The 19,305-nt window shown below is 57.6% G+C and carries 16 protein-coding genes, 1 tRNA gene and 1 pseudogene; 8 read left to right on the top strand and 10 right to left on the bottom strand.

The window, feature by feature from the left end; all coding sequences use genetic code 11:
- Positions 1-158 precede the first annotated feature (158 nt).
- The 4 genes from ACVW0C_RS01725 to ACVW0C_RS01710 all read left to right on the top strand — a co-directional run bounded on the left by ACVW0C_RS01725 (position 159) and on the right by ACVW0C_RS01710 (position 4,964).
- The gene (locus ACVW0C_RS01725; RefSeq protein ID WP_457384134.1) at positions 159-1,736 is read left to right on the top strand and encodes a phospholipid carrier-dependent glycosyltransferase; all 1,578 of its coding nucleotides are present in this window, start codon (positions 159-161) and stop codon (positions 1,734-1,736) included.
- 109 nt (positions 1,737-1,845) lie between these two features.
- Positions 1,846-2,910 carry a Gfo/Idh/MocA family protein gene (locus ACVW0C_RS01720; RefSeq protein ID WP_011432295.1) on the top strand — a complete coding sequence of 355 codons (1,065 nt, stop codon included), beginning with the start codon at positions 1,846-1,848 and terminating at the stop codon, positions 2,908-2,910.
- A gap of 325 nt (positions 2,911-3,235) precedes the next feature.
- Positions 3,236-3,829, top strand: coding sequence for an IS607 family transposase (locus tag ACVW0C_RS01715; RefSeq protein WP_457384133.1), 594 nt, complete (start codon positions 3,236-3,238; stop codon positions 3,827-3,829).
- Complete coding sequence (locus ACVW0C_RS01710; RefSeq protein ID WP_457384132.1) at positions 3,717-4,964, top strand: RNA-guided endonuclease InsQ/TnpB family protein; 1,248 nt, start codon at positions 3,717-3,719, stop codon at positions 4,962-4,964. The genes ACVW0C_RS01715 and ACVW0C_RS01710 overlap by 113 nt, the downstream gene beginning before the upstream one ends.
- Before the next feature lie 152 nt (positions 4,965-5,116).
- On the opposite strand, the gene ACVW0C_RS01705 is transcribed toward ACVW0C_RS01710, so the two are convergent.
- Positions 5,117-6,835 (bottom strand): transglutaminase-like domain-containing protein, encoded by a 1,719-nt coding sequence (locus ACVW0C_RS01705; protein WP_049749614.1) that lies wholly within the window; start codon positions 6,833-6,835, stop codon positions 5,117-5,119.
- Between the two features lie 352 nt (positions 6,836-7,187).
- Between ACVW0C_RS01705 and ACVW0C_RS01700 the strand changes: the two genes are divergently transcribed.
- Entirely contained in the window at positions 7,188-8,042 is an 855-nt protein-coding gene (locus tag ACVW0C_RS01700) for a sulfite exporter TauE/SafE family protein (RefSeq protein WP_457384131.1), read from the top strand.
- A 54-nt stretch (positions 8,043-8,096) separates the two neighbouring features.
- Here the strand turns inward: ACVW0C_RS01700 and pheA are convergent, their stop codons facing one another.
- The 4 genes from pheA to sppA all read right to left on the bottom strand — a co-directional run bounded on the left by pheA (position 8,097) and on the right by sppA (position 12,005).
- On the bottom strand, positions 8,097-9,083 hold the full coding sequence (pheA, locus tag ACVW0C_RS01695) for a prephenate dehydratase (RefSeq protein WP_457384130.1): 987 nt from the start codon (positions 9,081-9,083) through the stop codon (positions 8,097-8,099).
- A gap of 13 nt (positions 9,084-9,096) precedes the next feature.
- Positions 9,097-9,465, bottom strand: a complete 369-nt coding sequence (locus ACVW0C_RS01690) for a late competence development ComFB family protein (protein WP_414330167.1) — start codon at positions 9,463-9,465, stop codon at positions 9,097-9,099.
- A 183-nt stretch (positions 9,466-9,648) separates the two neighbouring features.
- A complete protein-coding gene (alr, locus tag ACVW0C_RS01685) occupies positions 9,649-10,923 on the bottom strand; it encodes an alanine racemase (protein ID WP_457384129.1) in 1,275 nt (424 codons plus the stop codon).
- 44 nt (positions 10,924-10,967) lie between these two features.
- Positions 10,968-12,005 (bottom strand): signal peptide peptidase SppA, encoded by a 1,038-nt coding sequence (gene sppA / locus ACVW0C_RS01680; protein WP_457384128.1) that lies wholly within the window; start codon positions 12,003-12,005, stop codon positions 10,968-10,970.
- Positions 12,006-12,258: 253 nt separating this feature from the next.
- Between sppA and ACVW0C_RS01675 the strand changes: the two genes are divergently transcribed.
- Positions 12,259-12,331 (top strand) — tRNA-Ala (locus ACVW0C_RS01675).
- A gap of 461 nt (positions 12,332-12,792) precedes the next feature.
- On the opposite strand, the gene ACVW0C_RS01670 is transcribed toward ACVW0C_RS01675, so the two are convergent.
- From ACVW0C_RS01670 to ACVW0C_RS01655, 4 genes are all read right to left on the bottom strand, one after another.
- A complete protein-coding gene (locus tag ACVW0C_RS01670; protein WP_414343242.1) occupies positions 12,793-13,071 on the bottom strand; it encodes a hypothetical protein in 279 nt (92 codons plus the stop codon).
- Between the two features lie 147 nt (positions 13,072-13,218).
- On the bottom strand, positions 13,219-14,211 hold the full coding sequence (locus tag ACVW0C_RS01665) for a heme o synthase (RefSeq protein WP_457384164.1): 993 nt from the start codon (positions 14,209-14,211) through the stop codon (positions 13,219-13,221).
- Positions 14,212-14,264: 53 nt separating this feature from the next.
- A complete protein-coding gene (locus ACVW0C_RS01660; RefSeq protein WP_457384127.1) occupies positions 14,265-15,197 on the bottom strand; it encodes a COX15/CtaA family protein in 933 nt (310 codons plus the stop codon).
- A 675-nt stretch (positions 15,198-15,872) separates the two neighbouring features.
- Positions 15,873-16,982 carry an RpoD/SigA family RNA polymerase sigma factor gene (locus ACVW0C_RS01655; RefSeq protein ID WP_457384126.1) on the bottom strand — a complete coding sequence of 370 codons (1,110 nt, stop codon included), beginning with the start codon at positions 16,980-16,982 and terminating at the stop codon, positions 15,873-15,875.
- Positions 16,983-17,302: 320 nt separating this feature from the next.
- On the opposite strand from ACVW0C_RS01655, the gene ACVW0C_RS01650 reads away from it, so the two are divergent.
- Entirely contained in the window at positions 17,303-17,560 is a 258-nt protein-coding gene (locus tag ACVW0C_RS01650) for a helix-turn-helix domain-containing protein (RefSeq protein WP_041436246.1), read from the top strand.
- A 324-nt stretch (positions 17,561-17,884) separates the two neighbouring features.
- Positions 17,885-18,244, top strand: a complete 360-nt coding sequence (locus ACVW0C_RS01645; RefSeq protein ID WP_414351532.1) for a hypothetical protein — start codon at positions 17,885-17,887, stop codon at positions 18,242-18,244.
- Between the two features lie 75 nt (positions 18,245-18,319).
- On the opposite strand, the pseudogene ACVW0C_RS01640 reads toward ACVW0C_RS01645, so the two are convergent.
- Positions 18,320-19,304 (bottom strand): annotated as a pseudogene (locus tag ACVW0C_RS01640) (Glu/Leu/Phe/Val family dehydrogenase); the annotation flags it as partial.
- Between the last annotated feature and the right edge of the window lies 1 nt (position 19,305).

Genomic DNA, 19,305 nt, shown 5'->3' with positions numbered 1-19,305 from the left:
AGCGCAGACAGGGTACTGGCCAGAAGTTGGCCAACTTTGTATTCAATTCTACAGTCTAGCAGTGGTTTGCTTTGGAATCGCTTAGACTTTCACGGTCGGCTAAAGTAACACTGGGGATCCCTGGGGATCCTCGCCGGAGTGTTGAGAGTGCCCTATCCATGACTGGAGAGCCAACCCCCATTGACCCCGGGCCGGAGCGGTCTCAGGGCAGCTTGCTGCTGTCTGGGCCCATCCTCGGATCCCCGCACAGTGCTGTGGGATCCCGACAGTGGCTGGTATGGGGAGCGCTGGGGATCTTTCTGGTGGGTCTGGGGTTGCGCCTGTGGCGGCTGGACGAGTTCCCGGCACCTGTGTTCGATGAGGTGTACTTCCCGGAGTTTGCCCAGAATTACTTGGATGGCAAGGCTTTTTACGATGTGCATCCCCCCTTGGGCAAGTACTTCATTGCCCTTAGCATTCAGGTGTTTGGCCGCAACGAGTGGGGATTCCGCTTCGCCACTGCTTTTTGCGGATCCCTGATCCCTCTGTTGCTGACCGGCTTAGCCTACCGCCTCACCTACCACGTGGGCTTTGCTCTGTTGAGCGGGGTTTTGCTGCTGACCGATGGGGTGTTTCTGGTGGAATCCCGCTTTGGCCTGATCAACGTGTATCTGGTAGCCTTTGGGCTGGCAGCGACCATTCTGTTGCTCAGAGGTCTAGAAAACCAAGGTTGGCAACGGGCTGCTCACTTTGCTTGCTCCGGGATCCTGTTGGGGGCGGCAGCTTCGGTGAAGTGGAATGGCCTCTGGTTTGCCTTCATGTTTGCTCTGTTGGGGATCCTCGTCTGGGGAGTGGTCTGGCTGCGCCCGCAGTGGATCCCACGGTTGGGCATTTTGAGCCAGATTCGTCATCTGCGCTGGTGGCACTATGTGTTTTGCTTCATCCTCGCTCCGCTGGCCTTTTACGCCATTCAGTGGATCCCGCACCTGCAGCTGAATCCCCAACAGGGACTAACTCTGGATTGGAGCTGGACGGGCATCCAGAATTATTTCCGATCCCTGGTGCTCATCAACCAATCCATCTACGGCGGCCACATGGCAGCCCACCTGGTGGTGAACGAAGAGACCCCTGTTCACCCCTACTGCTCCACCAGCTTGCGATCCCTGGTGGCTTGGTTCCCGGCTTTGCGTCCTTGGCTGACTACGCCCTTGGCCTCGGCAGGAGCTTGGTCCTGGCCAATTTTGGGCCGCCCCGTGGCCTACTACTTCGGCAGTCAGGGCAACCTCTGGCAAGCTGTTCATGGCTTGGGCAATCCTTGGCTGTGGTGGCTGGGGACGGGATCCATCTTGGTGCTTGTCTGGCGAGGGATCCGCCACTTTCACGGTCTCGAAGCCTTCATTTTGATCGGCTATGCGGCCAATTACCTGCCTTGGTTTAGGGTCAGCCGCTGCGTTTTTATCTACCACTACATGAGCGCCCTGGCGTTTAGCACCCTAGCCCTGGCTTGGTTGGTGCTGCTGGGCTGGCAGAGCTATCGCCGCTTTTGGCGCGGGGCGAGCATCACGGCGGTGGCCTTGGTTTTGGCGTCCTTTGTCTTCTTTTTCCCCGTTTGGCTTGGCCTGCCCCTCAGTCCAAGCGGATTCTACGCCCGCATGTGGTTTCGCTCTAGCCCGGTGCCGCTGTTCTGTTTCAGCCCCCAATCCTGCCAACAGCCCCCGCTGCACCTGCCGCCCATCCCCGGCTTGAACTGGATCTAAGGGAGGCATGGTAAGCTTTGTGAAGTTTGTTTCGTGAAATGCGGCGCTCCGTTACCGAAAGATGGAGCGAGGTTCGCGAAACCCTTGTGGTGGAGGTAGTGGAAACGTCATGGCCCGATCCTGCCCGAGTTCTGCCAACTCTCCCCGCCGTCCACTGGCTTATTCAGAGCAAGCTGTCCCGGTTGGGGTGATCGGGGTAGGCAACATGGGCCAGCACCACACCCGCGTTTTCAGCCTGATGAAGGATGTGCGGGTCGTGGGGGTAGCGGATATCAACGTGGAACGGGGATTGGATGTGGCCAGCCGCCACCGCGTTCATTTTTATGAGGACTACCGCGATCTGCTGCCCCACGTAGCTGCCGTGGCCATTGCCGTGCCGACGGTTCTGCACCATGAGGTGGGTATGGCCTGCCTGGAGGCCGGGGTACATGTGCTGATCGAAAAGCCCATCGCTGCCAGCATCAGCGAAGCAGAATCGCTGGTGAACCGAGCTGCCGATTGCAATTGTATTTTGCAGGTGGGGCACATCGAGCGCTTCAGCCCTGTTTTCCAAAAGCTGGGCCAAGTCTTGCAAAGTGAAGAACCTCTGGCTTTCGAGGCTCACCGTCTCAGCCCCTATTCCGACCGCGCCAGCGATGTGTCGGTGGTATTCGACTTGATGATCCACGACATCGATCTGTTGCTGGAGCTGATCCCATCTCCCGTGACCCAGATTACCGCCAGCGGCAACCGCATCTCCAAGCTGGGCTACCTGGACTACGTCACGGCTACTCTCACTTTTGCCAACGGTGCCATCGCCACCCTCACTGCCAGCAAGGTCACCCACCGCAAGGTGCGCAAAATTGCCGTCCACTGCAAGAATGCCTTGGTAGAAGCGGATTTTCTACACAATGAGATCTCGGTGTACCGCCAGGGATCCGTCGGCAGCACCAGCGACTACGGCCAAATGCCCTACCAGCGGGATTGTTTGATTGAGAAAGTCCACACCGACAATATCGACAAGCTGCATGCCGAACTGGAGCACTTCATCAATTGCGTGCGGGGGGGCAACCAACCTTCTGTAGGTGGGGAACAGGCCCTGAAAGCATTGAGGCTGGCCTCGGAGGTAGAGCGGATTGCTTTGGATGGATGTGCCTGGAGCGAAGCCAAGCCCCGCCGTAGTCTCCTATCCTAGTCTTTAACGCAAGCCCCAGATGGGGGCAGAGCCCTGTTGTTGGCCCATAGCCATTCCAGCATCAGGCTGGGGAAGAAAAAGCGACATTCGCGCCCGCGGAGTGCAGCTCTATTTGTTGCTGTTGCCAGTCCACCACTCAATACTCCTGTAGCCCAAGCCGACTGTAAAGCTTGAGCTTAGTTTGCTTATCTTGGCCAATATTGCGAGCTCCAGGGCTCAGCACTCCTACCGCCGATTCTGGGGCACTGTGGAGCATGACTCTAGTCAATGATACGCTGGACTATACTGAAAATAATGTACAGTATGTTCAGTATGGCCGCTTGGCATGGCTAGATATGTAAAACTGAGAGAAGCGGCGGATTATTTCGGGGTGTGTCTCCACACCTTGAGGCGATGGGAACAGAAGGGCTGGATCCATGCAGTACGTACACCATCCGGTAGGGCGAGAAGGTATGACCTCGACAGCTACATCAGAGCGCCCAAAAAGGCCAAGCGAGTCGTTTTGTACGCCCGAGTCAGCGGTCGAGGACAGAAGCCAGACTTGGAGAGACAGATTGCAAGACTGGTTAACCTCTATCCTGGAGCCGAGGTGGTCGGAGAGATTGGCAGCAGTCTCGACTTCAAAAGACCGAAGTTCCTTGCCTTATTGGAACGAGTTCGTGCGGGAGATGTCGGAACAATTGTGGTCGCTCACCGGGATCGACTCTGCCGGTTTGGATTTGAGTTCGTTGAGTGGTACTGCCGTCAATACGGATGCGAAATCTTGGTTCTCGATGACGATCACCTTTCTCCCCAACAGGAACTGGTTGAGGATATCCTCACCATCCTGCACTGCTTCAGCAGTCGGCTCTACGGACTCAGAAAATACCGGGCTGCAATCGAGAAAGATACGGATTTATCCGGAGCCAGCGCTGGCTAAAGTCTGGAAGCGGTGGCAAGCGGCGTGCCGGTACTGCTACAACCAAGCGATTGCCTATCAGCGTCAGCATGGTGCCCCAAAAACGGCCAGAAAGCTGCGGGACATCATCCTGCGCTCCGACCTGCCTGAGTGGGTGAAGGACGCCCCCTGCCACATCAAGCAGAACGCGGTCGTCGAGGCGTGGTTGGCATTTCGCCGAAGCAAAGACGCGAGGTTTCGCAGTGTGCGGGACAGGTCGCATACGCTGCAATTCAACGCCGGCAACTTTCGCAATGGGACGTGGTATCCGAAACTCACCCGAGGTTTGGCGTTCCGTGCATCCGAGGAGATGCCCAGAGAATGGGCACGTGGGACTGAGCTAATGCGGGCGAAAGACAGATGGTATGCCATCTTCCCTGAGCCCGTGAACGAGCAGTGTTCGTTAGCAAAGGGGGTGATTGCGCTTGACTCTGGGGTAAGAAGCTTCCTTACAGGGTTTGATGGGGCAGGTTTTGTAGATATTGCCAAAGGGGACTTCGGCAGAATCACTCGGCTGTGCTACCACCTAGACGATCTGCAGTCTAGGCTGAGTAAAGCGCCGAGGCCCAAGCGTAGGCGAATGCGGCAAGCGGCGTTTCGTCTGCGGGAGAGAATCAGGAACTTGGTGGACGAGTGCCATCGTAAGGTAGCGGCGTTCCTGACGGATAACTACCGATTGATATTCCTCCCTACTTTCGAGTCAGCCAAGATGGTTGCCAAGGCGGGGAGGAAGTTTGGTAGCAAGACGGCGAGGGCGATGCTCACCTGGGCGCACTATCGGTTCAAGCAGTTCCTGAAGTTTCAAGCCCAAAAGAAAAACGTGGTTGTCGTGGAAGTATCGGAAGCGTACACCAGCAAAACCTGTACCAAGTGCGGGCACATCCACACTAAGTTGGGTGGCGCAAAGGTGTTTAGATGCCCAAAGTGCAACCATAGGCTACCACGAGATTGGCAAGGCGCTCTGGGTGTTATGCTCAGGGCTTTGCGGGATACCGCCTTTCTGTTTGGACTCCGTCCCGCTGACGCGGTCGCGTTAGCGTCGCGTAGCGACAACGGAAACGGACAGAATGCTATCGCTTCACCGCTGAGCAGTAACGCTCAGCAGTGTTCAGCGTAAATGTATCAGTTTGCCATCCGCCCCTAACGCTGTTCTCAGCCGAGAGCGGCTTACCCACACCACATCAGGAGCCACATTGTTATCTTCGGCAAAAATCACTCCCGGAGCAGTGTTGGCCAATCTCAGGCCCGTTTTCTCACTCTATTCGCCTTTCAAATTTCTTCTAAGATGCGAAACTGCACATGGTTAATGGCCAGCTCCCCAATTGAGGCTTGGTCGGTGTTGATCGTCTCGAAAGGGATCCCTTTGGCGATCTCGGCATGGGTCCAGGGCAAGCCCATGAAGTAGCGCTGCGAATAGGGGCGCTCCCCCCGATCGTCGGGGTTCGACTCCATCGGCACCCAACCCCAGCCGGGCAGATAAAACTCAATCCACACGTGGTTGTACTGGGGAAACAGCGGGATCCCTTTCAGTTCTGGGTGAGGTGGGCATTTGTAGCGCCCCACCGTGCGGCAAGGGATCCCATTGAGGCGGGCCAAAGCCAACAGCACCCCCACATATTCGCCACAAGAACCGGAGCCACGCCGCAAAACCTCATCCGGCGGATCAATGCGAGAGGTGACCCGGTAGGAGAGCTTGTCGTAAACATAGGCCCGGATATTGAGCATTTTGCGCAGCAAGTTGGTCTCGCTGCCAACGGCCAGCCGCGCTGCCTCTCGGACAATCGAGGTGTCCATGGCCAGGTAGTCATCGTCCACCAAGTAGCGATCCCGTAGCTCCCTGGGCAAAACGGCAGCCTCTACATCCAGTGGATCGATGCAGTACTTGATACTGTAGAGATCCAGCACCGCCCGCCAGCCAAACAAGCGCACCTCATGGGCCCCCAGGGATCCCAGCGAAAACACCGCCACCTGTTGGCCAGATTGCTCTTCCACTTCAAACGGCAGACCTACCCAGTGCAGGCTGCGCACCCGTTGGCGAAGGCTGTTGCAGGGCAAGGCAATTCGCCAGACCAAATCGGGCAGGAAGCGCGGCTCTTCTTGGGCAATTTCTTCCACATAGGTCAGCTCCACCCGATAGCCGTGGGAGAGGGTGTAGGTGGCGCGTTCCCCCAGACACTGGGGCTGAAAAACTACCGGACAGGCAATGGGGGAATCCTCGGCCTCGGTTCCACTGCCGCCAGAGGGGTCGGGGGAGCTAGGGGGATCCAAAGGCCGCAGGCGTAGGGGGGCCACCCAGGTTTTATCGCGCAGGGCCACCGACAAGGGATCTGGAGCGTTGGGGTTGTCGTGGATGTAGGCTTCTTCGTGGGCATAGGCCACCCAGAGTTGCCCCCGCCAATGGGCCAAGCCTGTCGGCCCAGGAGAAGGGGTGAGGATACGGGCCAGTTCTCGCCCGGTCTGGCGCTCCAGCACGTAGATCGTCTCTTCCACCCGATCGCTCACCCAGAGGTAGTCTCCCTGCACCGCAATCTGTTCTCGGCCAACCCCAGGGGCGGGCATCTCCTGCACAATAAGGCCACGGCTGGGATCCAGTTGCAGGATTTTTCCCCGTCGGTAGCAGGTGGCATAGAGGTAGCGGTTTCCCGTGTGGGGATCGCTCCAGAGGGCGATCCCTTCGATAGGGTAGGGGCACCTACACACTGGAAAGGCTTCCAGGGATCCCGGTTGCTGCAGAGCGGACATGGGAATGCGCAAGATTTGCCCCTCTTGCTCCCGACTGAGCCAAATCCACGCTTGATCCCCTTCTGACTCTACCCACAAACCGTAAGCGCCTTGGAAAGAATGGACATGATGGGGATTGAGCAGCAGGGTGTTGTGCTCTTGAATTTCCACCAAATAGCCCCTCACCCGATCCAAGCCCAACAGGCGATCTCCCCAGGTGGCCAAACCTTCCAAAGCAACCAGCCCCAGAGGTTGCAGAGGGGCCACAGTTCCCTGTTGCCGCCCAGATGGAGGCCACCAAGCAGGCTGGGATCCTCTTGCCGTGGAACCCGGATTTTTCAGAGCACCCAGATCATTTGCCGGATGGATGGCAACCATGAAGGCTTCCTTGCCTATGGATGAAGTTGACATGCTGGCGCGATCTGCACCAAGGCGGTACGACTGTCCAATATTTACTGTTATTTACTGTCCAACATTATTATGATGCGCCTCTTTTCAACCCCACACCCAAGGCTTCTCGACCGATGTATCCCTGCTAGTCTTGCCAGGACTGGAGAATGTTACGATGATGGCGGCTTTTTGGCCAGCAAGATAGGGCAGCGGTGGGGAGTGGTAGGGGATGGAGTTGGCCTTGGCAATTGGCGGCCTGGTGGCAGGGATCCTAGCCGGGGTTCTGGGCATTGGCGGTGGAACGATCCTGGTGCCCTTACAGGTCAGCTTGGGGATCCCACCGGTTCAAGCTGCAGCCACCAGCAACCTTTCCATCGTTATGACATCGATTGCGGGCAGCATCCAAAACTGGCGGATGGGCATGCTGGATCTGAAACGGGTGATCCTGCTGGGGATCCCCGCATTGCTTACGGCCCAAGTGGGGGCGATCATCGCCAGTCGCCTTCCCAGCTACCTGCTGTTGACAGCCTTCGGGGTGTTGCTGCTGGCCAACACTTATCTGGTGGAGCTGCGCAAAAAGGTGGCCACCCAAGCCCTGGAGACAGAGTTCCCGCCTGCTGCTGTTCGCGACAGTGGTGCGAAGTCCTCAGGACAGATGTCTCCCTGGTTAGCCCGCGCCCTGACCGGTGGCGCTGCCGGTTTGTTGGCCGGGCTGTTTGGCATCGGCGGTGGGGTGATCCTGGTGCCAATGCAGATCCTGCTGCTGAAAGAGACAATCAAAGTGGCGATTCAGACCAGTCTGGGGGCCATTGTAATCACAGCAGTTGCTGCCACTGCCAGCCATGCGGGCCTCAGCGATTGGATCTGGAATGGCCTGGGGTTGGGGGACGGCACTATCCACCAAAATGTGCTCTGGATCCCTGGTTTAATCTTGGGCACAGGGGGGTTAATCGGTGTACAGATTAGCACACGCACCCTGCCCAAATTGCCCGATGAAACCGTCAGTCTGTTGTTTCGGGGCTTCCTGGCCATTCTTTCTCTTTACATTTTTTGGCAAGCTTGGCAAAGCTACCGAGCCCTGTGAAGTGATCCTGGTCTGCCTGAGCGCTCAAGACAGCAGTCCTTGGTCATTTCGATTCTACGTTGGACGCGCTTTCCCCTCAGAGGGCAGGGCTTTTGCTACTTGGGATAGATCCCCTTGTTTGCAGAGGTCATGCACAGGGTAGCTGCCGAAGAGCTTCAAGGTTTCAGCAATTGATTCCAGCGCCGCAACCACCTCGGCATCCAAATAGGGTTGGCCGATAGGGTTCTCCAAATCGACAAAAAAGACATACGTCCCTGCCGATTTTTTGGTGGGGCGCGACTCAATGCGAGACATATTCAGGCCTCGCTCCGCAAACACTTGCAGAGGTTTCAGCAGCGCTCCCGGCACGTTGTGGGGGAGGCTGAAGGCTAAGGAAGTATGGGATCCCCCCGGAGAAGCAGGATCGGCAGAGGTTTCACCCTGTTGACCGGAACGCGAGAGCGGCGCACGGCCAATAACCCAAAAGCGAGTGCAATTGTCGGGGTGATCGTTGATCGGGCAGGCCAAGACCGGCAGTTGGTAGAGGGTGGCAGCTCGTTCTGAGGCGATGACGGCGGCGTTGGGCTGCTCCTGCAGGCGGTCCAATTCTTCGGTGGTCGAGCGGGTTGGGATCAAAGTGGCCTGGGGCAGATGGGATCTCAGCCAAGCCTGACATTGGGCCAAAGCTTGCGGGTGGGAGTAGACCTGCTCAATTTGCTCCAACCGCGAGGCACGTCCGATGAGGGCATGGCGAATGGGCAGGATCAGCGCCTGTCGGATCCCTAGCCCCTCCAGTTGCCAGAGGGCGTCTAAGGTCATCGAGACCCCCCCCTCCACCGAGTTTTCCACCGGCACCACCGCCCATTGTTGCTGGCCGACAGCTACCGCTTCTAAACAGGCGCTGATCGTTGGGTAGGGCACCAAGGGATGGGATCCCTGGCTGTGCAGGTGAGGCTGCTCAGGGCAGGCCAGCAAAGCTGCCAACTCTGTGTAGGTTCCAGCAGGGCCAAGAAAGGCCACCGGCGAAGGGGAAACGTTCGCGCCAGCGGAGCGCAGCTCCATCAGAGCCATTCCTTCAATTGTCGCTAGGGGCCAGTTCTAACTCTATCGTCTCGGCGTCGCGCAGCAGCAAAGGACATTCAGGCTCCGGGCAACGGGGATTGGCCGCCACCTTGTCCATGGCCTTCACCACCTCTAACCGGATCAGCCTCTGCAACTCCTGATCCGCTTGAATGGCTTCTAAAGTTCGGAGAGAGCCGTGAAAACTGGTGGCGTATCGAGGCTGGAGGTTGTTCAAAGCCAGGGCGGCAGCATCGTTACAGAATTTCTCGCAGAAGCAGTAGCGCTGTTGACTCTCCATCAGCAGGATTTCATTGACCATCTCCAGAACAGCCCGTTCCATTTGATTTTCCAGGCTCTTCAGAGGCTTATGTTGCTCCGCCATCGCTACCTCCCAATGGGAACCTAATCCGCCGCCAAGTCACTGTTTTCAGTGATCAGGAGTGCCCTCGATTACCTTCGATGCTGCTCTACTCTCTGTTGACACGTCAAGCCAAATCCCCTGCTGCCGACGCGAACAGCCTCTGGCCCGCTCCTATCCGTGCTTGAGGCAATCCAATCTGTCGTGTCAGGCATCATCAAAACCCAGAGAATTAACCAACACTCTTGGCAGACGGTCAGAAAGTCCACACAGCAACTCATAGGAAATAGTACCCAACTGATCGGCCCAATCCTGCACAGATAAACCCGCATTTGCCAGATTGGGGCCCAGCAGCTCCACCACATCCCCCACCTGGATATCCGGCCTCTCGGTTACATCCCACATACATTGATCCATCGTGATTGTGCCCACCTGTTGGATCAAGCCGCCGCGCACCCATCCTCGCAGCCAGCCGGAAAGCCGCCGTGGGATCCCATCCGCATAGCCGATGGCCAGAGTGGCAATGCGACTGGGGCGAGAGGTGATGTAGCGATGCCCATAGCTCACTCCGGTCTGGGCAGGCACAGTTTGGATGTGGGTCAGCCGCGCCTTGAGCCGCAGAATCGGCTGCAGACCCGGCAGTTGCAAGTGGGGGGCAGGCGACAAGCCATAGAGGGCCAGTCCCAGGCGCACACGGGAGTAGTGGAGATGGGCCAGAGCGGCGGCTGAGTTGTCCAGATGCAGCGCCGGTAAGGGATCCCCGGCTTGGCGGATCTGTTCCACCACCTGGGCAAAGCGGGCGTGCTGCTGTTCCATGACCGGAGAATGGGGCTCGTCCGCCGTCGCCAAATGGGAAAACAAGCTACAGCCTTCCAGCTCCGGGATCCGACAAATCTGCCCCCACACGGCTGCAGCTTTCTTCCAGGGGATCCCCAAACGGGTCATACCCGTATCCACATTGACATGCACCGGGACGGGGCGCCCGGCCCAACGGGCTACCTGGCGCATCAGCGGGATTTGGTCTGCACAGGTGAGGCTGACCTCCAACCGGGCTGCCATGGCCTGCTGTAGTTCTGCCCAGGTATTCAAAGCTCCCAACACCAGAATCGGAGCCTGCAGCCCCGTTTGCCGCAACTCGATCCCTTCGGCCAGGGTGGCCACACATAGCCCCTTGACCCCAGCCGCAACAGCCACGGGAGCCACCAACTGCGCCCCATGCCCGTAGGCATTGGCCTTCACCACCGCCCAGATCTCGACGTTTGAGCCTAGGCGCCTCTGCAACAGCCGCAGGTTTTCTCGCAGCTGGGCTGCGTCAATTTCCACCCAAGCCCGACTGGTCAACAGCTCCAGGTCGATGGCCCAATCCAGCTCCGCCAAGGAATTGGCCTTCTGGGATCCCTCTCTCCAAGTATTGCCCTGCACTCCCAGAGCAGCTGCTCTCAAAGTGCCCTGCGCCGCCGGCGCAACCGGTTCTCGATTCACCGTTCACCCCCCACACCCAAAACCCGTCCTGATTAGATTTAGGTTTAGCGCAAAGTCCACTCCGGCGCCATCCACAGCAACGGCACGTCTGGGATCCCAACAGCCTCGTTGCTCTCCAACAGCCGGCCCAGCCAAGCGGCTTGCCTTTGCGAGGACAGTCCTTGGCTTAACAGGCGTCGCAGTACTCGTTGGAAGCCCTCTCCCTCACCCGCCGGCGACAAAGAGGGATCCCCGGTCATGCGCCGCAGATCCTCCACCGCCTCCGTGTACCCCCCCAAAGCATCCACCAAGCCCACCTCCACAGCTTGCGCCCCGGTGAAGATGCGTCCATCGGCCAATTGTCGCACCCGGTCTTCATCCAAGCTCTGCCGTCGCGCGATCATCTCTGCTTCCAGCACCTCATCTGCCTTTTCTGGCAAGTGCTGGCGTCCTTGGGCCACATCGCGAATGAACTGCTCGAGGGTATCCTCCACCAAGTTTTGCAGAAGGCGCTGCTCTTGAGGAGTGGCACTGCGGAAAGGAGAGAGAAGGTCTTTGTACTCGCCGGTTTTGAAGGTCTGCGGCTCTATGCCGTAGTTCTCCAGCAACTTACCAAAGCTGAGGCCGCTGATGATAACCCCTATGCTGCCGGTCAGGGTGCCAGGGTTGGCATAGATTTTGTCGGCAGCGCTGGCCACGTAGTACCCCCCACTGGCAGCAATGTTTTCTAGGATAGCGATCACCGGCTTGTCCGCCTCGTGCAGAGCAGTTACGGCACGGTAGAGTTCCTGGCTGGATCCCACAGCTCCGCCGGGACTGTTGATGCGCAGCAATACAGCCTTGACAGAGGGATCCCGTGCTGCCTCCCGCAACTGTTCCACAGGAGAAGTGGGCAGGCCTACCAAAGTCGAACTCCCTGGGCCGCCTATCGTTCCTTCCAGGGTGACCACCTCGATGCGCTCCGCCCCCCGTGCAGCCTCTAGGCCAACCCCGCCTCGGGTAGGCTCTGGGGCAGGGCGCGTGCCCCCGACAATGGCCGCAATAAGGCAGACGACCAGCAAAGAAGCCGCCAAAATGCGGTTAAGCTGAGTTTCTTGTGTCACAGGCCCCTCAATTGCCACTGACTCCGTTCTACCACCCCGCGGGCTTCTCGCAACGTCTGACACCAAAAGGCTGAGAACCAAGCAAACTCCTCATCTCGGTTGAGCCATCCAAGCTATTGACAAGGATCCTCCACTTATTTACGATCAGGTTCCAGCGTTTTTTACCGCTGAGGCATCTTCTGCAGGTTGCCAGTGTAAGCTGGAGTAGAGGGTAGGATCCTTGAGCGGGATTCTGGCTCGAAGCCAAGTGATTGGGGCTTTAGCTCAGTTGGTAGAGCACTTCAATGGCATTGAAGGGGTCAGCGGTTCAAGTCCGCTAAGCTCCATCCCCAGAGGGCCGATAGCAGTCGTGGCTTCTATTACCATCTATTTCTACTGCTTGCGCTAGCGGGCCGGAGGCCTTAGCAGGAAGCAAGCGGTTGTTTGTTTCACCTTGACGGTGAGATAAGTGACTATGCGTTGCGAAACGGTTCAGCAACATCTCCCCAAGCCCAGACAGTCCTATCCAGCAAGGCTTCTGGGCTTCTTAAGTGTCCACAAAGGCTCGGCAAAATCTACCCCCAACTCCTCTCCTGTAAGGCGGCCTTCCCTCACCTCCGGCTTCTCTCTCCCTGGGAGAGGGGAGTTAGGGATCGACGCAGCAAGCCGTTTCATTGCTGTTTGAAATAATGAAAGTATTCTGCTTGGGAGCAAACCTTAGGCAGCAAGGGATCCTCCGCTGTTTTCACCCTTTCCACGGAGAGGATCCTGACCTATCTCAGGGGCTTCCACCAGGCGATTTCCCAACTCACGCTTGCCCCTCTCCCTGACGGCGGATTAAGAAGCGGATTTCCTGAAGGAGAACCTCAAAGCGTTGATCCGATTCAGCCTGCCGCTGCCTCAATTCTCTCAGCTCCTGCCGCAATTCTCGCACTTCCTGCCTTAACTCCAGGACGACTTCGGCGAGACGCCCTGAAAGGGTCTGCAAGGCAAGCTGAGCATCGGTAACCTGGGCAACTGTATTGGCCACCCTGGTCACAGCTTCGGCCAACTGGACAAACCGCGTCTCAATTTCCTCATTGGTCATGGCCGGGTGTGTCTTGGTTGGCTAATGATTGGCTCATTCTACCCTGCACGGTATGGAGTGTCACTCTCTGAGAATGGGCCGCAATTTTGAGGAAAAACCGGCTGGCCAACGGGGGTTATCAACCCAGGGATCCCCCATTCGCGCAAGTCAGCTGGCCAGTGCTATGAGGGTGGTGTAAATCCCTTGGAGGGACGCAGTGGCCTGGCTCCAGAGGATGTGGGTTAACGACCACCTATCCAGACCCATGGCCCCGCACAACAGCAGCAGATACAGGTTGGCAAACGTGAAGAGCGAGGCCGCCCGATCTCGGTCGCAGGGATCCTGCAGCAACTGCACCGCCTTCCAAACCAAGAGGGATCCCAGCAGCGCCGCGACGCTCAGATAAAAGGATCCCAGCATCCCTAAGGGGTAAACCAGCAACAGGCTGACCGGAACCATCAGCAGCGCGTAGAGCAAAATCTGTGCGGCAGTGAGTCTTTCGCCCGCGACCACCGGCAGCATCGGCACCCCGGCACGGGCATAGTCTTCCCGCTTCAGAATGGCCAAAGCCCAGAAGTGGGGTGGAGTCCACAAAAAGATGATGGCGAACATCACCCACGCGGCCCAGCTGAGCTCGCCTGTGGTTGCTGCCCAGCCCACCAAAGGTGGGATCGCTCCTGCCGCTCCACCGATGACAATATTTTGCGTGCTGGAACGCTTCAGCCAGTGGGTATAGACCCCCACATACACCAGGATCCCCGACATGGCCAAACCGGCAGCCAGCAGGTTGGTGAAAATAGCCAACAACCCAAAGGCAGCCAAAGCCAGGATCCCCGAAAAAATCAGAGCATCCCGCGCCCGGATTCGACCGGAAGGCAGGGGACGATGGCGGGTTCGCTCCATCATCCGATCGATATCGGTGTCATACACCATGTTGATGACGTTGGCTGCCGCCGCCGCCATTCCTCCCCCCAAAAGGGTGATGAAAAACCTGAACGGGTCGGTGTTGCCTGCCATCCACATGGCCCCAGCCGTCGTCATCAGCAAGAGGGCGATGATCTTGGGCTTCACCAACTGGCTGTAGCTGCGCAAAACCCGGACAAGCGCCTGGCGCTCGCACCCCAGAGCACATGGGCTCTGCTCAGAGGGGATCCCCCCCATCGGGTTCTGGTAGGAAGCCTGACGGTCGACTAAAACGCTATCTTGCATGAAATTCACTCACCGGTCATTTCTGCGGTCATGGCCATCCACTGGCCTTCTTCCCCCTGGGTTCGCATTCGCCAGGCCAGCACCGTAAAACCCAGCAGACAGGCCAGCAAAGCTGCCCCCATCATCTGATGGGCCACCGTTAGGGGTTCTACCTGCAGCCGGTAATGATAGGTCAAAACACCGATCCCCACCTGGGCCAACAGCAGGCCAACAGACCCATGGCCCAAGAACTTGAGAAGGCGGGGGATCCGCTTACGCCGCAGCCCGGTGGCCACCGCTACCGCCAACACCCCAAGGGTGGCCGGAGCAACCCCCAGCAAGTGGCTATTCATCACCCAGCACAGCTCGCCGGCAGCAAAGCATTGATGCAAAGCCCATTGGGAGGCCACCAAGGCGCCCAGAAGGCTCTGGACATACACCAGCAGCACCGCCCCCAAGCCCAGCCAAGGCAAGTAGCCGACGGAAAATGGCCCTTCACCCAGTCGCAGCGGCAGGATGGAGTCCTTAGAACCGGCTCTTGTCCAGATCAGTAATCCCAGGGTGAGCAAAGTGGCAAAAAACAGCAGGCCCGTGCCCAAGTGGGCCGTCACAATATCAAAGCGCAGCAGCTCCGTGACCGTCAGCCCACCCAGGATCCCTTGCACCAAGACCAGGGCAAAAGCCAAACTCAAACCCCAGGGCAGCCACGCAGGCAATGCCTGACGCTTCAGCCAAGCAAACCCCATCAGAACCAGCGTAGCCAAGCCTACCCCAGAAGCCACCATGCGGTGAAACCATTCCAAAAAGACTTGCAGGTTCATCTGCTGGCTGGGCACAATTGCCCCGTAGCAAAGGGGCCAATCTGGACAGGACAGCCCAGCATTCATGACGCGGGTGGCACTGCCTAACCCCATCAGCAGCCAAGTGGCCAATGCTAACCCCAGTAGGGCTTGTCCCATACGCAGGGAAAGCTTGTCTGAGAGCACAGGATTCCGCTGGGAAGAAGGTTGGGATTGATGAAAGATCGAAGAATCCATTGCAGTTGAAGGCATAGCAAAGACTGGGCTGACGACTCGAGCATCTGCACTGAAAAAGAGGCTGGGCTGAAAAAGCCTAGCCGGCTTGGTATCGGGCCATCTGGAAACAAAGACGCAGGTTACTCGCTGACTATTCCTCGAAGCCAATCCTAAATGCGGTTTTGTGGCTGGCGAAGGCTTTTTAAGAATTTCTTTCTCGGCGCACAGGTGTTCCGAATCCTAGGCACCTCTGGGAAGTCAAGCCAGCGGACCAATCCTTTTCCCCCTGGGAGAGGGGTCGCGGCAGCGGCGCGAAGCGTTTGGGCGGCAGCGGGAGTGTCTCAATCTCGTTTGGAATGACTACAATGCCTGAGCGCCAGAGGAAACCGATCAGCCAACTCCTCAACGACCAAAGAGGTTAGCTGCCAAAGTCCTTCCCACTGGCTCTGGTCGTGAAGATGAGGTAGCCGGGGGGTCATCAGCCCCAATAGGCTCAGGGGATAAGGGATCCTTATCATCGCCGCTGCAAGGGGCTATGGTGTTCAACCCAAGAAGATTGAAAAAAGGCTATCCCTGGGCAGAAGCTGGCCAGGAAATCGGTCTGTGGGTCTGTAGCCACTAGCGAATGTACTGAGCCAAAGCCCGCGAAGAATAGCCCACCCGCAACTTGCGCAGGGCATCCCGCTCGATCTGACGAATCCGTTCCCGCGTTAGGTTGAAGTGATCCCCCACCTCCCGCAGGGTTCTCGCCTGTTGCCCGTCTAACCCATAGCGCAACTCCAGCACTTGCCTCTCAATCGGCTTCAGGGTTTGCATGGCAGAACGCACATCCTGCTGCATCGATTGCACGAGGATCCCTTGAAAGGGCTGCTCTTGCCGCTCATCTTGCAGCAAATCTCCAAGGCGGCTTTCTCCTTCCTGGCCGACCGGCACATCCAGCGACAGGGGCAAAGCAGCAGCCTGTTGGATCATGCGCAGTTTCTTGACTTTAATGCCCAAGGCTTCTGCCAGCTCCGCTTCGGTGGGCCGCCTCCCCTGCAGCTTCATCAGCTCGCGGTTGGTGCGCTTGAGCAGGCGCACTTTGTCGACCATGTGTACCGGCAGGCGAATCGTCCGTGCTTGATTGGCAATGCAACGGGTAATGCCTTGGCGAATCCACCAATGAGCATAGGTGCTGAAGCGAAACCCCCGCTCCGCATTGAATTTTTCGGTGGCCCGAATTAACCCGATATTGCCCTCTTGGATCAGATCCAAAAAGGGCACCCCCCGATTGAGGTATTTTTTGGCAACACTGACCACCAGGCGCAGGTTGGCGTTGATCAGCTTGCGTTGAGCTTGCTCCCCTTGTCGGATGCGGGAGCGTAGGGTGGATACGGAAATCTGCAGGGCCTCGGCCAAAGCCTCGTCACTGGGATCCTCCCCCCGCTGTTGCCGCCATTCCTGCCGGGCTTGATCGATGAGGAGCTTTTGCTGAATTTTGCGCGACAGCTCAATTTCCTCAGCGTGATCGATGCGGGGCACGCGACCGATGGTATTCAGGTAGTGATCGACAGCGTCTTCATTCAACCGGGATCCGCCGGCAACCCGCTCTGGATCAACTTCTGCGAGGTCGTCTTGAGGGGCAGACTCGGGGTCGAACCAGAGATCGTCGAACTCCTGAGGCGAAGAGACAGAGTGTTCAGGATGAGGACGAGAAAAAACCACAGCCAGGTGAGGAGAGAACTTCATCTCCTAGTCTAAAAAGGTTTCTGCTGCTGCTGCGAGCGAAAATCGATCATGACCCTCTTTTTTGTCCGGAGATTTTTCCGCTTGGATGCGGGAACAGCAGGGGTCCCGTCCGCCAAGTCTTTGCAGGCAAGGGGTCGCTCGCCAAAAAGCGGTAAGCGATTTTCGATCTAGACCTTGAGATAAGATTGTTCCTGAGCCAGTCAGCTCAACGGCTGCCGGGTGGGATCCCAGGAAAAGGGAACCTTGCCAGCTCAGGCTACCATGTGAGGATCCCTCAACTTCCTCAGTCTGGAAAAGAATATTTACGGCTTTCTGCTCCTATGGAGTCTAACGACCGGCACCATCCATCGGCCAACTTGATTGGGGAACGGGTGCGCTGGGTACGGGAGAAGCTGCAACTCACCCAAGATCAACTGGCGGGTCGCTTGGCCAAGTACGGTGTGCAGTTGGACTACGTCAAGATTGGCCAGGTGGAAAAGGGAAAACGGCGCGTCATCGACAAGGAACTGGTGGCCTTTGCCAAGGCGTTGGGGGTATCGGTCACTTGGCTGCTGAGCGGAGATGAATCCCACCTGTAGCGGCCTGCGGGAAAGTACATCCGATACAGGGATCCCGAACAAAAGGACGTGAAGATACTTAAATGCCTTGTACTCTCGGACGTGATCTCAGTCATTTTCCGTGTAAACACGGTAGGCTGGACTCATGAATAGATTGGCTTGAGGCCAAACCCCAGCTTTTCCTTGACCATCCGCGGGGGTGGGAAAAGCAGAGAGATACAGCGCCGCGCCGGAAGTACGGGTTTTTCCAAGAAGGATCTGGATCACAGGCTTCTTCACCTAAACTTGATATTGTTGACTTGGCGTTAAGCTGCCGCCGTTTATCTGTTTGTGTGAGGTTTGCCGATGCTCTCTTTCTTCTTCAACTCCAACAAGGCCAACAGCCGACAAACCGGAGGCCACCGTCTGCCTGCTGCCAGCAAAACCACAGGCACGCAACGGATCCCCAACTACAGCCGCCTGTCCGCTCCCCATGAAGTGCTCAAGCAGGAAAGGCAGATCAAGCGGGAGCAAGAGTTTACCGAAATGGAGCAAAACATCAATCGCATTCGCTACTTCTACCAAAAAGCAGACATGCCCCTGGAGATGCGGCAAATTCTGACCTACCGTAAGCTGATGGAGCTGGACTACTTTACCCCACAGGCGGCAAAAGAGCTGCTCAAGCAATGGCAGCAGCAGGAAGAGCAAGAACGCCGTCGGGCTTGAGAAAAGGACTACCTCCAGCAGAGTTTGGGCAGCCGAACCCTGGCAAGTGGGCTTGTTGAGCCAAGAGTTCCCGGTCTACGGGTAAAGGCCGCGATCCTGTAGGGCTTGGGCCACTCGGCCTACCCCCAGGGTGTAGGCAGCCAGTCGCAGCGACACTTGCCGCCGTTCTGCCTCCTGCACCACCCGTTCAAAGGCACGTACCATCAGACCTTCCATTTCTTGATAAACTCGCTCTTCATCCCAGAAGACGTAAGAGAGTCCCTGCACCCACTCCAGATAGCTCACCACTACCCCACCGGCATTGGTTAGGATATCCGGCAATACCTGGATCCCTCGCGATTCCAAAATCCGGTCGGCGGCGAGAGTGGTTGGCCCGTTGGCAGCTTCTGCCACGATCCGGGCTTGAATTTGGTGGGCATTGGCTTCGGTAATTTGGTTCTCTAGAGCAGCAGGGATCAACACATCCGCTTTTTGCACCAGCAGGTCGGCATTGCTAATGGGCTCAGCTTGCGGAAAGCCCGCCATGCGGCCTCCCTGTTCCTTCATGTGGGCTTTGAGGGCGGGGATATCCAGTCCTTTGGGGTTATAAAGGCCCCCAGAACTGCCGGAAACCGCCACAATTTTGGCTCCTGCCTGATGCAGCAAGCTGGCCGCTGCCCCGCCCACATTGCCAAAGCCTTGGATCAACACCGTTGCCCCTGCCAGGGATCCACCATGTCGGGCCAAGGCTTCCCGTACCGTGATCATCACCCCCCGTCCGGTGGCCAGTTCTCGCCCTCGGGATCCCCCACTCGAGAGAGGTTTGCCCGTCACCACTCCCGGCACCGCATGCCCGACATTCATAGAACTAGGTATCCATCACCCAGGCCATCTCACGGGCAGAAGTTCCCATGTCTGGAGCGGGAATGTCCTCTGCAGGGCCGATATCCTTGATCAGCTCGCTGGTATAACGGCGGGTAATGCGCTCCAGCTCCGAGACCGAATAACGCCTCGGATCGATAGGGATCCCCCCTTTGGCCCCACCGTAGGGAATGCCCATAAGGGCACATTTCCAGGTCGTA

The organism is Thermostichus sp. OS-CIW-26 (assembly GCF_054058395.1).
Note: the sequence above shows the minus strand (reverse complement) of the source record. Positions and strands in the feature narration are given on the sequence as shown.